The sequence below is a fragment of the Tessaracoccus terricola genome (assembly GCF_054776555.1).
Window position 1 is genome coordinate 729,909 of sequence record NZ_BAAHBS010000005.1, and the last position, 13,617, is coordinate 743,525.

General features: G+C 68.7%; 9 protein-coding genes. 8 read left to right on the forward strand and 1 reads right to left on the reverse strand.

Translation table 11 applies throughout. The features are described from left to right. Positions 1-207: 207 nt before the first annotated feature. The 8 genes from arfA to ACYU7G_RS13390 all read left to right on the forward strand — a co-directional run bounded on the left by arfA (position 208) and on the right by ACYU7G_RS13390 (position 12,084). Positions 208-1,719, forward strand: a complete 1,512-nt coding sequence (gene arfA / locus ACYU7G_RS13355) for an arabinosylfuranosidase ArfA (protein WP_461108609.1) — start codon at positions 208-210, stop codon at positions 1,717-1,719. A 46-nt stretch (positions 1,720-1,765) separates the two neighbouring features. Then, positions 1,766-2,725, forward strand: coding sequence for a sugar phosphate isomerase/epimerase family protein (locus ACYU7G_RS13360; RefSeq protein ID WP_461108611.1), 960 nt, complete (start codon positions 1,766-1,768; stop codon positions 2,723-2,725). Beyond that, complete coding sequence (locus ACYU7G_RS13365; RefSeq protein WP_461108613.1) at positions 2,725-3,627, forward strand: NAD(P)-dependent oxidoreductase; 903 nt, start codon at positions 2,725-2,727, stop codon at positions 3,625-3,627. The genes ACYU7G_RS13360 and ACYU7G_RS13365 overlap by 1 nt, the downstream gene beginning before the upstream one ends. Continuing rightward, positions 3,624-5,633, forward strand: a complete 2,010-nt coding sequence (locus ACYU7G_RS13370) for a right-handed parallel beta-helix repeat-containing protein (RefSeq protein WP_461108615.1) — start codon at positions 3,624-3,626, stop codon at positions 5,631-5,633. Before ACYU7G_RS13365 ends, ACYU7G_RS13370 begins: the two co-directional genes overlap by 4 nt. Next, positions 5,630-7,378 (forward strand): dihydroxyacetone kinase family protein, encoded by a 1,749-nt coding sequence (locus ACYU7G_RS13375; protein WP_461108617.1) that lies wholly within the window; start codon positions 5,630-5,632, stop codon positions 7,376-7,378. The genes ACYU7G_RS13370 and ACYU7G_RS13375 overlap by 4 nt, the downstream gene beginning before the upstream one ends. After that, complete coding sequence (locus tag ACYU7G_RS13380) at positions 7,375-7,836, forward strand: ribose-5-phosphate isomerase (RefSeq protein WP_461108619.1); 462 nt, start codon at positions 7,375-7,377, stop codon at positions 7,834-7,836. The genes ACYU7G_RS13375 and ACYU7G_RS13380 overlap by 4 nt, the downstream gene beginning before the upstream one ends. A gap of 366 nt (positions 7,837-8,202) precedes the next feature. Beyond that, complete coding sequence (locus ACYU7G_RS13385) at positions 8,203-10,848, forward strand: alpha/beta hydrolase-fold protein (protein ID WP_461108621.1); 2,646 nt, start codon at positions 8,203-8,205, stop codon at positions 10,846-10,848. 99 nt (positions 10,849-10,947) lie between these two features. Next, entirely contained in the window at positions 10,948-12,084 is a 1,137-nt protein-coding gene (locus ACYU7G_RS13390) for a COG1470 family protein (protein ID WP_461108623.1), read from the forward strand. Between the two features lie 15 nt (positions 12,085-12,099). Here ACYU7G_RS13390 and ACYU7G_RS13395 read toward each other — a convergent pair whose 3' ends face one another. After that, the gene (locus tag ACYU7G_RS13395) at positions 12,100-13,548 is read right to left on the reverse strand and encodes a vWA domain-containing protein (RefSeq protein ID WP_461108625.1); all 1,449 of its coding nucleotides are present in this window, start codon (positions 13,546-13,548) and stop codon (positions 12,100-12,102) included. Positions 13,549-13,617: the final 69 nt, after the last annotated feature.

Genomic DNA, 13,617 nt, shown 5'->3' on the forward strand with positions numbered 1-13,617 from the left:
TCCATACTAGCCATGGCTCGAGGCAGTTCGGGTCAGGGGTGGGTGGTTGGGTCGAGACCGACGAAGGATTTCTCCCATGGCTTGACAAATAGGGGCACCGGGCCCAGAATTTATAACGTTGGAAATGCCGCCCCCGAGGTCGGGCCCCGCTGATTGCACTGATGCGATCTGACCCAGCCACGACTCCCGAAGCCCCGAAAGAGTTTGATGAACCAGGCACACCTCACCCTTGACCCCCACTTCACGATCGGGGCCGTCGACCGCCGACTCTTCGGCTCGTTCGTGGAACACCTCGGCCGCTGTGTGTACGACGGCATCTACGAGCCCGGCCACCCCTCGGCCGACGAGGACGGCTTCCGCGGCGACGTCGTCGAGCTCGTCCGGGAGCTCGGGGTCTCCACGATTCGTTACCCGGGAGGGAACTTCGTCTCCGGCTACAGGTGGGAGGACGGGGTGGGGCCGAAGGAGCAGCGCCCGCGTCGGCTGGACCTGGCCTGGCACTCCACGGAGACGAACCAGATCGGTCTCGACGAGTTCGCCAAGTGGTTGGAGCGCGTGGACAGCGAGATGATGTACGCGGTCAACCTCGGTACCCGAGGTGTCCTCGAGGCCCTGGATGTCCTGGAGTACGCCAACGTGCGCTCGGGGACGCACTGGTCCGACATGCGGGTGGCCAACGGGCATCCCGAGCCCCACAACGTCCGCATGTGGTGCCTCGGCAACGAGATGGACGGCCCGTGGCAGCTCGGTCACAGTACCGCCGAGGAGTACGCGTCCATGGTCACGAAGACGGCCCGCGCGATGCTCCAGGTGGACCCGAGCCTGGAACTCATCGCTTGCGGGAGCTCGAGTGCATCCATGCCCACCTTCGGGGAATGGGAGCGGGTGGTCCTTGAGCAGGCCTACGACGTCGTCGACTACATCTCGTGCCACGCCTACTACGAGCCGAAGGATGGCGACTACGACAGTTTCCTCGCATCGGCGGTGGGCATGGACCGATTCATCGAGGCGGTGGCGGCAACGGCCGACCACGTGCAGGCGGTCCGGGGCAGCGAGAAGAAGATGTTGATCTCCTTCGACGAGTGGAACGTCTGGTACCAGTCGCGGTACCGGAACGTGGACAAGATCACCGACGTCGAATCGTGGCCCGTCGCTCCCCGGCTCCTCGAGGACAGCTACACGGTGATGGACGCGGTGGTCTTCGGCAATCTCCTGATCTCACTGCTGCGCCACTGTGACCGGGTGAAGTCCGCGAGCCTCGCGCAACTGGTCAACGTCATCGCCCCGATCATGACCGAGCCCGGCGGACCGGCCTGGCGGCAGACCACCTTCTTCCCCTTCGCCATCACCTCGGAGCTCGCCACCGGTGAGGCGCTCGAACTCAAGCTCGAGAGCCCCAGCCAGGAGACCGCGGAGTACGGGGAGGTCCCGGTCGTCGACGCCGTCGCGACCCGCGACGCAGATGCTGGGCACACCGCTGTGTTCCTGGTGAACCGGAGCATGACCGAGGCAGTTGAACTGACCATCGACGCGGCGAGCCTGGGTGCGCGCTCCGTGGCCTCCGCGGTGACCTTGGCCGATGCCGACGTGCACGCGGCCAACACGCTGGCCGAGCCCGAACGTGTCTCCCCGGGGCCGAACGACAGTGTCTCGTTCGAGGACGGCGTGGTGCGGGTGACCCTGCCCCCGGTGTCCTGGACGGCGCTGAAGCTCCAGTAATAGGGCATCCCCAGCAGCCCCGCCACCGCCACCCCAGGAGACAAGAATGAACCAGCACCCGAAATACAACGTTGAAGAGTCCGGATTGTCGGCGCAGACATGGCCGATCGCAGCTGCCATGCTGCCGTTCCCGGAATCCCAGGAGAACCCGGCGGCGTGGCCCGGTCAACTGGCCGAGGTGGCAGCGGAGGGCTTCAGCGAGGTGGACCTGACCGACAACTGGGTGCGGATCGGAGACCTCCCGCAGCGTCGACTCGAGGAGCTCGTCGAGGCGCTGGAGGGGGCAGCCCTCCGTCCCGTCGCCGTGTCGGCCATCAGGCGCAGCGTCATCGACCCGACGGCCGGGGCCGAGAACCTCGCCTACTCGCACCGGGTGCTCGAGGCGTCCCGCGCGGTCGGGGCCGACGTCGTCTCCTTCGGACTGCACCGCCCACTCACGCCGGCCCAGCGCGACGCGTTCTGGTTCTGGACCGTGCCCGGTCCGGTGGACGAGACCGACAAGCGCACCCGGGCGACGGCCGTGGCCAGACTCCGTGAACTCGGAACTCACGCTGCCGAACTGGGACTCAAGATGTCGCTCGAGATGTACGAGGACACGCTGCTCGGGTCCTCGGAGTCCGCGGTACGCCTGGTCAACGACATCGGTCTGGACAACGTCGGACTCAACCCGGACCTCGGCAACCTGTTCCGGCTCCACCGCCCCGTCGAGGACTTCCTGGCCGCAGTCGAGCGCTGCCTGCCGCACTCGAACTACTGGCACGTGAAGAACTACTGGCGCAGCGAGGACGCGGCCGGAAACGTGGTGAGCATCCCCGCGCCGATGGTCTCGGGCAGCGCCAACTACCGACGCGCCATCCAGATCGCGATCGAGGCCGGGTTCACCGGGGCCTTCTGCGTCGAGCACTACGGCGGTGACGGTCTGAGCGTCTCCGCGGCCAACCGTGACTACATCCGACGGATGCTCGCCGTGGCGCTGGGCGAGACCGGGAAGCCGACGGTGGCGTGATGGGGACCGGGATTGCAGTGCTCGGGTTGGGAGCGATGGGCCTGCCCATGGCGGCCAGGCTCGCGGAGCGATGGGAGGTGCGGGGCTTCGACCCGGCCCCAGCTCGTCGAAAACTTGCGAAGGACGAACGGGTGATGGCTGCGGACTCCGTACGGGAGGCTGCCACCGCTGCCACCCACGTCGTCGTGGCGGTCCGGGACGGGGCGCAGCTGGAGCACGTCCTCTTCTCCGACGACGGCGCCGCCGCCCACCTCGAACCCGGCAGCGTGGTCATCGTCACCTCCACCGTCGGGGCCCGCTCGGTCACGACGGTGGACCAACGACTCAGGAGGCTCGGGGTGGGGTTGGTCGACGCCCCGGTCTCCGGAGGGACGCTGCGGGCGCGTGCCGGGGACCTGCTCATCACCGTCGGCGGCGAGTCGGAGCACCTGGAGGCGGCCCATGACCTGCTGGAACAGCTGGCCTCGAGCCTGGTGGTCGTCGGGGGAGTGGGGGACGGCCAGAACATGAAAACCGTCAACCAGCTGCTGTGCGGGATCCACACCGCCGCCGCGGCAGAGGCGCTGGCGCTGGCTGACGCGATGGGGCTGGACCTGGACCGCTGCGTGGAGGTCCTGGGACAGGGGGCAGCCGCCTCCTTCATGCTGGCCGACAGGGGACCGCGAATGGTCGACCAGCTCCGGGGGCGGGAGCCCGAGCTCCGGTCACGGACCGACGTCATCTCCAAGGACATGGGGATCGTGGGCGAACTGACCCGTACCCACCGCCTGCCGACGGGCGTCGCAACCGCCGCGGAGAACCTCTACCGAACGGCTCTGCGAGCCGGGCTGGACGCCCAGGACGACTCGGCCGTCGCAGCCCTGATCGCCGGCCGCACCCGAACCGAGGGGGAGGACACGTGAGGATCCACGTCGCCAAGCACGGCTCGGACACCGATGACGGCTCGGCCGACCATCCGGTGGCAACGGTGAACGAGGCCGCCCGCAGGGCACGGCCCGGTGACACCGTGGTGGTCCACGCCGGCAAGTACCGGGAGTGGGTCAGGCCGCCGCGCGGTGGCCTCGGGAACAACCGGCGCATCGTTTTCACCGCGGCGCAGGGGGAGCACGTCGTCTTGACCGGCTCCGAGGAAGTCCGCGACTGGGAGCACTTGGGGGCAGGCGTGTGGCGCGCCACCGTCGCCAACGAGGTGTTCGGTGACTTCAACCCGTACGTGGAGACCATCCAGGGCGATTGGTTGTTGCGCCCGAGCGCGGACGAAGCCCCGCTCCACCTGGGCGAGGTCTACCTCGACGGCGTGGCGCTCACGGAAGTCGAATCTGCCGAGGCGGTCTCCGAACCGGGAGTGCCTGCCGAACCGGTCGACGACTGGACCGGGCGGCCCCAGCCGAGCGGCCGGCCCGAGCAGCCGTTGCTCTGGCACGCCGAGGTCACGGCAGCCACCACCGTCCTCACGGCGAACTTCGGCGGCGCCGACCCCCGGTCGCGGCTGGTGGAGATCAACGTCAGGCGCTCGGTGTTCCAACCCGAGGCCAACCACGTCGACTACATCACGGTCCGGGGCTTCGAGATCTGTCACGCCGCCACGTCCTGGGCGCCGCCCACCGCGGACCAGCCCGGAATGGTGGGCCCGAACTGGGCCAAGGGCTGGATCATCGAGGACAACGTCCTGCATGACTCGAAATGCTCGGCCATCTCGCTCGGGAAGGAAGCTCGCACCGGCCACAACCTGGCCACGACGCGTAGGGACAAGCCCGGGTACCAGTACCAACTCGAGGCGGTGTTCACGGCCGAGGACATCGGGTGGACAAGGGACCGGGTGGGATCGCACGTCGTTCGTCGCAACACGATCCACGACTGCGGGCAGAACGGGATCGTGGGTCATCTCGGGTGCGTGTTCTCCACCATTTCGGACAACCACGTCTTCCGCATCGGGACCCGTCGACAGTTCTACGGACACGAGATCGCAGGCATAAAGCTGCACGCCCCGATCGACGTCGAGATCGTGGGCAACAACATCCACGACTGTTCCCTCGGGTTGTGGCTCGACTGGCAGACCCAAGGCACCCGCGTCACCCGGAACGTCCTCCACCGCAACAGCCGCGACGTCTTCATCGAGGTCAGCCATGGCCCGTACGTGGTGGACCACAACATCCTCGCCTCGGAGGTCTCGCTGGAGAACTTCTCCCAGGGTGGCGCCTACGTCAACAACCTCTTCCTCGGCTCGCTCCGCCTCGAAACGGTGCTCGACCGTGCGACCCCCTACCACCGGCCACACAGCACCAGAGTCTCCGGCTACGCGGTCATCGTCGGCGGGGACGACAGGATGATCGGCAACATCTTCGCCGGTGACCCGGGCAGCGAACCCTACCGCGTGGACCTGCCGGCCGAGGCCGTCGTCGGTCGGGGCACGGAGGTCTACGACGGGTACCCCGCCAGCTTCGAGGAGTACCTCCGGATCACCGGAGCCCGCCCCGGCGACCACCGACGCTTCGCCGGGGTCAAGCAGGGAGTCCACATCCGGGACAACACCTACCTCGGCGACGTCCGGGCCTTCGAAGCCGAGCCGGGCAGTACCCGAGTCGGGCACGGGAGCCTCAGTGTGGTCGCACGGCCCGACGGCAGCGTGCTGCTGGAAGCGGAACTTCCCGACGCCTTCGACCCCCGGGCACTCGGAGTGGTGACCGGCCGCCACCTGGGGAGGGTGCGCTTCGTCGACGCCGAGTTCGAGACGCCCGACGGCGCAGAACTGGTCCTGGACACCGACCTGACCGGCGCCCGCACCGCCGACGACGGGCGCCGTGCTGCCGGCCCCGTCGCGTCCCTGGCGCCCGGTCGGACGACGACCGTGGTCTGGCGGCCGGCAGGACCGATCCCGAACACCACCGAATCGAGGCCGAGGCCATGACCACCATCCACAATGATCCCGCCGACTTCACGGCCGAGGCCGTGGCCGGCTTCGTAGATCTCCACGCCGACCGCGTGCGACGGGTGCCGGGCGGGGTGGTGCGCACAGACATCTCCCCGACGCCCAAGGTCGCCGTGCTCGTCGGTGGAGGCTCGGGCCACTACCCGGCCTTCGCAGGGCTCGTCGGTCCGGGCTTCGCCGACGGCGCGGTCATCGGCAACCTGTTCACCTCGCCCTCCGCGGCTGACGCATCCTCGGTCGGCCGGGCGGCCGACACCGGCGCCGGCGTCATCTACACCTATGGCAACTACGCCGGTGACGTCATGAACTTCGGACTCGCGGGAGAACGCCTCCAGGCCGAGGGAATCGATGCGCGGCAGGTGGTGGTCACCGACGACGTCGCGAGCGCCGAACCGCACGAGAGGGACCAGCGTCGAGGCATCGCGGGAGACTTCATCGTGTTCAAGGTGATGGGGGCGGCCGCCGAGCGGGGCTGGGACATCGATGCGGTGCAGCGTGCGGGTGAGCGGGCCAACGCGAGGACGTTCACCATCGGCCTCGCCTTCAGCGGCTGCACGTTCCCGGGGGCTGAGGCCCCCCACTTCACCGTCCCCGACAAGATGATGGGACTCGGCCTGGGGATCCACGGCGAGCCCGGGCTCGAGGACGTCGCGTGGCTGCCCGCCGCGGAACTTGCGGAGGTCATGGTCGGCCGACTCCTCGCCGAGCGTCCCGAAGGTGCCGGCAGCCGGGTCGCCCCCATCCTCAACGGGCTCGGAGCCACCAAGTACGAGGAGTTGTTCCTGCTCTGGGGGATCGTGGCGCGTCGGCTCCGCGAGGAGGGGCTCGACCTCGTCGGCCCAGAGGTGGGCGAGCTCGTCACCAGCCTCGACATGGGAGGAGTGTCACTGACGCTGTGCTGGCTGGACGAGCAGCTGGAAGAACTGTGGCTGGACCCGGCCGACACTCCGGCCTGGCGGCGTGGACACCTGACGCGCCCCGTCGGCACGGGAGCCACGACGGTCTCCGGAACTGCTGCCGCCCCTGCCCAGACGTCTGCGGTAGGGAGCCCGGACTCCCGGCGGGACGCCGCCCGGGTCCTACGCGGCCTGGACGCCATGCGTTCGGCGCTGCGTGCGGCCGAGGACGAACTGGGCAGGATCGACGCCATCGCGGGCGACGGTGACCACGGGCGCGGCATGGTCCGTGGCATCGACTTCGCAACCGAAGCCGCCGGCAGGGCCCACGCTGACGGGTGGGGTGCCGAAGGAGTCCTTGCTGCGGCAGGCGACGCGTGGGCGGACAACGCGGGTGGGGCATCCGGCGTGCTCTGGGGTGCGGCCCTGAAGGCATTCGGCGCCCGACTCGGCAACCAACGAGCGGCCGACCGTCAGGACATCGTCGAGGCCGTGGCAGCCTACGTGGCAGCCATCGCCAGGCTGGGCAAGGCGGAGGTGGGGGACAAGACCATCATCGACGCGGCTGTGCCGTTCCGCGAAGCCCTGGCCCTCGCCGTGGGTGAGGGCAAGCCAATCCCACAGGCGTGGGCCTTGGCCAGCCAAGCGGCCAGGGATGCAGCGGACCAGACGTCGCAACTGCGCCCCAGGAGGGGCCGTGCCCGCCCTCTCGCAGAGCGCAGCATCGGCCACGCCGACCCGGGTGCGTACTCGTTCGCCCTCTGCGTGGCGGCAATCGTCGGAGCGCTCGCCCAGGAGACCGACGAACCGGGACAGGAGGATTCATGAAGGGCTTGAGGGTGGTGGTTGCCGCAGACCAGGCCGGCGTGGGGTACAAGGAAGCCATTGCTGCCATGCTGCGCTCGCACGAGAACGTGGTGGAGGTGATCGACGTGGGCGTCTCAGACGCGTCCGACGCGAACCCGTACCCAAACCTCGCAGTGGCCGGTGCCGATCTGATCGCAGATGCCCGGGCGGACCGGGGGATCTTCGTCTGCGGGACGGGGATGGGGGTGGCGATCGCCGCGAACAAGGTCCACGGGGTGCGGGCCAGCACGGCGCACGACTCCTACTCCGTGGAGCGGTTGGTCAAGTCCAACAACGCCCAGGTGCTGTGCCTCGGTGAACGGGTCATCGGGCTGCAGCTCGCGCTCCGCCTGGCTGAGGAGTTCCTCAACCATGAGTTCGACCCCGACTCGCCGTCAGCGAGCAAGGTCTCGGTCATCAGTTCGTACGAGGACCGCTAGCCGGCCGACCCCAACGTCACCGGAATGACAGCCACCCGCAGCGCGAATCATCGATCGGCGCGGGTGGCCGCAAGCCTGCCCGGATGCTTCGAGCCACACCCGAACGGTGGAAAAGTTGCTTGGCAAGACTATTGACACTGACCCCTGCGGCGACAAGGATGAAAGGGCGAGTTTACGACGTTGTAAATCTCTCTTGCGTCGTAGATCGTTGCAACTCACCGGTGTTGCTGCATGCCGCCGCCACTCAAGGTGGCGGGTCGGAACGCGAATGCGCAACCAGCGCATCCAGATACAAGGAGTTCAGAGTTGAACGCAACGATAATTCGGCGGCCAGGCCGCCATGCAACCAGTAGGAAATGGGCGGCGGTGACAGCCACCTCGGCGCTCGTCCTCGGCACGCTCTGGGTGGCGCCGACGGCGTCCGCGGCAGGTGAGGACTCGTGGATCTCCGAACCTTCGGAGAACGTGTTCCAGTTCCTGGTGCCGGGCAGTGCCGCCACAGACGCGGCCGGCGGTCCGGTGACGGGGGTGCACGTCCAGGGCAACTTCGGGGACTCGCACAACTGGATGCCCTACGGCGCCGGTGAGAACGACGGCGGCTGGAGGTCCACCATCGGTCCGCTGGACCCCGGCTTCTACTACTACGAGTACAGGGCATTCCCCGAGGACGGGGAAATGGTGGCATTCCGAAACCCTGCCAGCCCGCAGCAGGTGACCGGGAAGCCGGCGCTCAACACGCTCTTCGTCCCCGGTCCTGGAGCGGAGTGGCTGGCTGACGTTCCCGCGGGCGGCGAACTGGTGACCGTCGAGTACCAGAGCACGGTGGCCAAGGCCCCCCGCTCGGCATTGGTCTGGACGCCGCCGAGCTACGATCCCGACCGGGCCGAGCCGTACCCGGTGCTGTACCTGTTGCAGGACAAGGGCCAGAGTCACCAGGAGTGGTCTGAGCTGGGACGGCTCGGGCAGATCCTGGACAACCTCGCCGTCGAGGGTGCCATCGAGCCGATGGTGGTCGTGATGGGCGATGGCGCGTCGAAGGATGCACGTGCCGAGGTGCTGGACAACATCGTTCCGGCTGCGCGTGCGCAGTTCAACGTCTCCGATGATCCCGCGGATCAGGCGATCGCCGGCATCGGCCGGGGCGCGTCGCAGGCGCTCAACCTGCTGTTGACCGATCCGGGCGTGTTCACGAAGGTCGGGTCGTTCTCCGGCAGCCTGGTGAGCAGTGTGAACGCAGCCAAGGCGGCGCAGATCAACGACTCGACCGATCTCATCCGCCTCTACGTGGGCAACACCACTGATCCGGCCTACAACGCCACGGTCGCGCTGGCGGAGAAGCTGACCGCAGCGGGCGTTGAGTTCGAGTCCGACGGCTCCAACCCTGATGCGGGCGGCAGCTGGGACCTGTGGCAGATGAGCCTCCATGACTTCGCGTCCCGGTTGTTCCAGGACGTGGAGGACAACGGCCCGAGTGAGGGGCACCGCGATCTGGTTCCGCACTCGCTCCCTGCTCCCGGCACCACCCCGACCCCCTGGGTTGACAACGGGATCGTGACCTTCGAGACCGGCCCGGAGTTCTCCGACGCCAGCCGTGTCGAGCTGTGGGGCAACTGGGGCGTCTCCGGCAGCTGGCCGCAGATGCCCATGACCAAGCAGGACGACGGCCGGTGGCGGGTGACCTTCCCGCTGGACGGCGGCTCGTACTACTACAAGTTCATCGTCGACGGCGTGGACCACAAGGACGCCAACAACCCCTCCAGCGTCGTCTCGGAGCCCACGTGGAGCACCTTCCACGTCGCCGGCGACGGCGTTCGGGCCCGGTTCACCGCTGATGTCCCCGAAGCCGATCGTGGCGAAGTCACCATCATGGACTACCCGAGCACCGCCGGTGAGCAGGAGCGCGCCGCCTACGTGTGGACGCCTCCGGGCTATGACGCCGACCGCGAGGACCCCTACCCGGTGCTCTACCTCCAGCACGGTGGTGGACAGACCTGGGCCGACTGGATCGAGGTCGGTTTCGCCGCGCAGATCCTGGACAACCACTACCTGCAGGGCAACATCCAGCCGATGGTCGTCGTCATGGCCAACGGCAACGGGGTCAACTTCCCGGTTGAGCTCACCGATCGAATCGCAACCACGGTCGAGGCCGACTACAACGTCAGCTCCGATCCCGCACAGCGTGCGCTGGCAGGGCTGTCCATGGGGTCCGGGCACGCCCTGTCAACCCTCTGGGCGTTCCCCGGGGAGTTCGCCTACATCGGGCTGTTCTCCACCTTCGGGCAGGTTCCCGAGGACACCGACGTGGATGGGGTCAACGCAGGCACGAAGCTCCTGCGGATCTACACCGGTGACTTCCAGGACTTCACCTACGGCGCGACGATGTCCCTGCTGGACTCGCTCAATGATCGGGGTGTCAACCACGAGTTCGCACCGATCATCCCGGGTCCGCACAGCTGGGACGTCTGGCAGAAGTCGCTGATCGACTTCCTGCCGCGGCTCTTCACTGCGGACACCAGTGAAGGGATCCCGGTGGAGGCGGTCATCCCCGAAGGGGAGAACGGTGTGCTCGCCCTCACGGTGGCCGACTACGGCAGCGGGCTCGCGCTCTCGGAGCCCGAGAACGTCGGGGACCGGCTGCGGTTGACCGGCGAACTGCCGGAAGTGACCGTCTCCGACTCCCGGACTGCCCAGCAGGCGGGTCTTGGTGGGTGGGCGGTGACGGTCCAGGCCGACGCGTTCGCGTCGGAGGCCCGCACCATCACGGCCGACCACCTCGGATGGACTCCGGAAGTGCTCACCCCCGTTGCGGGTCTGGAAGCCGGCGCCCCAGTGGCTTCGGTCCTGGACGGCGGTCCCGGGCTCGGGACGCCGGCGGAGCTCGCCAGTGCGGACTCCGAGGGGCGCTTCGGTTCCGCGACGCTCGGTGCCGACCTCCAGTTGGAGGTCCCGGTGGGTACCCAGCCGGGCGCCTACCAGGGCCAGCTGACGGTGACCCTGTTCCCCGTCGACTGACGCAGTGAATCAGTGACCGTGGTCGGCCGGACTCCCCGGCCGACCACGGTCCAGGCTCCCCAACCGATCAACCGCAACGAAGAGCTCGAAGGGGCGAAGATGAAGTGGAGTGCTGCGCTTGCAGCGATTGTCATGGCCGTGGTGCTGGCCGCTGGAGGCGGTTGGATCGCGGCGGCCGATCCGGGACCCACCGACGGAGAGGCGACGCCGAATCCGGCCCAGCCGTCCCAGAAGCTCTCGTGGGCCCTCAGGCCTGCCACTGGCGAGGAGGCTGATGGGAGGGTGTCGCTCCGGCACACCCTCGCCGAAGGTGAGCAGGCGGCCGATGCGCTCGCGCTCACGAACTTCAGTGACCGACCGGTGAGCTTCGACGTCTATGCCAGCGACGGCACCGTCACGGCTTCCGGCAACTTCGACCTGATCCCGCGTGGGGAGGAGTCCACCGATGGTGGCCTCTGGATCACGCTCGAGTCGGTCTCCGGTGCCACCCCGCGCGCAGGGGGCGGCCTCACCATCCAGACCGCCCCGGGCGAGACCGTCGTGGTGCCGGTCACCATCCAGGTGCCCGAGAACGCCACTCCGGGGGACCACCCGGCCGGAATCGTGGCCGAACTCAATCCCGAGGACCCCTCCGGGGTGGCCTTCAGCACCCGCGTGGGGGTCCGTGCGCACCTGCGCGTGAGCGGCGACATCGTCGGCAAGCTCAGCGCCGAGGACCTCCAGGTCTCCTATGAACACTCCTGGAACCCGTTCGCCCCGGGCGTCCTGAAGGTCTCCTACGTCCAGTCCAACGCCGGCAACGTCCGGCTGGGCGGCGAGGCCACGACAACGGTCCAGGGTCCGTTCGGCGTGCTGGCGGAGAGCGTCTCCGTCGAGACCCGGGAGATCCTGCCCGGGCAGGGCGTCTCCGAAGAGGTCGAGCTGCCGGTCTGGCCCCTGTTCCGTGTCTCCGGCGAGGTGAGCGTCGTCCCGGCCGTGGTGGGGGAGGATGCCGTCGAGGCCGCCCTGTCGGCGGGATCCGCCGACTTCGGGGCCTGGGCGATCCCATGGGCACAGTTGGCGCTGCTGGTGGCCCTTGCGGGACTGGTCCTGGGGGCACGTGCCTACCGCCGCCGTTCGAACGCGGCCGTACAGGCACGGATCGATGCCGCCGTTGCGGCTGCCGCCGCAGGTGCGCAGGCTGGCGACGAGCACCGGGAGGCAAGGATGGAGGCGCGACAGTCTACGACGTTGTAAATCCGGACACTCTGGTCAGGCCTCACCTCGAGCCTTCTCGTAGTACTCCAACCACTTGCTGTTGCCCGTGTCGTACACCTCCGTCCAACGGTCCGCCAGGGCCGCCAGCGCCGCCGCCTCGTTGGCGTTGCCCGTGTCGAAGGCGTAGTTGGTCACCTCCTTGCGCTGGTCGTCGAGGAGCCAGCGCAGGTTGTCCAGGTCTCGCTTCGGAAGGGTCTCCCGCGAGCGCATCAGGTCCAGGACCTGGGAGGCCTGCTCGTGCTGGGCGTGGGCGAGCTCCTTGAGTGTGCCGGCGAGTTGCCCGGCACGTCGGGTGTTCTCGATGCCCTGCTGCCTGATGCGGCCCAGCTCCTCGTTGCGCCACTCCCGCCAGGCCGCGGCCATCCGTCGTTGCTCGTCCTCCCAATGTTTGCGCAGGTCCGCTTCGGAGCCGACGCGCGTGAACTCGCCACCACCGGCCTCGGCGATGGCCTGCAGCGCAGCCAGGTCAGCGTCCCCGACGTCGAACCCGATCACGTTGACGATGGGAGCCACCCCGGAAGCAGCCAGCTGGGAGGCGGCCGCCACCGGATCACCGTCGCAGGTCTCCAAACCATCGGTCACCACGTACACGATGGCGTCCGTGGTGCCCTCTGGGATGTCCCCGGCGGCGTCGGTGATCGCCTTCGCGAGCGGCGTCCAGCCCACCGGCTTGACGTCCGCGATGCCGGCGGCGACGGCGTCGGGATCCGTCCCCTGGTAGACCAGCTCCGAGGCCGCGCAGGAGACGGCCTTGTCCGCGTCGCGGTTGCTGCCCTCGTGGCCGTAGACACGGACGCTGACCGTGGACTCCGCCGGCAGCTCCTCGGTGAAGGACCCGAGTGCCGCCTTGGCGGCGGTCATCCTCGTCTCGCCGGCCGAGGCCGCCGCCATCGAGCCGCTGGCGTCGAGGACCAGCGCGAAGTGGTTGCGTCCCACCGGAGCATCCTCCGGGGCCGGGACCGCGGACTCCTCCGGGGTTGTTCGCGGGGCGCCGATGGCGGCACTGAAACCGATGGTCTCGCACACCGTCGGCGCGTACTCTGCCTGGATCTGGGAACGGATGTGGGCGGCCCAGCCCTCGAGGTCCGCAGGGTGTCTGGGTTCGATCGCCCCGAGGACTGCGTCGGCGTCGAAGGCCTCGCCGGAGAAGGGCGCGGGCTCCACGAGCAGCCTGCGCTCCACCTCGGAGAGCTCCCGGTCCACCTCCGGGCACTCCACGGCGGCGAGTTCCGCGACGGGCTCCGGCGTGGGGTTGGGATCGGATCCCGGTGGCTCCGTCGCAGGGACCGACGGGGTGGAGGCTGGGGTGGTCTGTTCAGGGGCGGAAGGTGGCGTCGGGTCAGGTGGCGCGGGGTCGGACGCGGGCGCGCAGGCGACGAGTAGGAGCAGGCAGACTGCAGCGGGGATGGTCCGCCGGGAGCGGGACCGAGGGTTGGTTGGCATGGGTGGCCTCCTTCTTGTCTGCCAGAGGCTAGGAGGCCACTAGCGCACTCCCGGAGGGGCCTGCGCTCA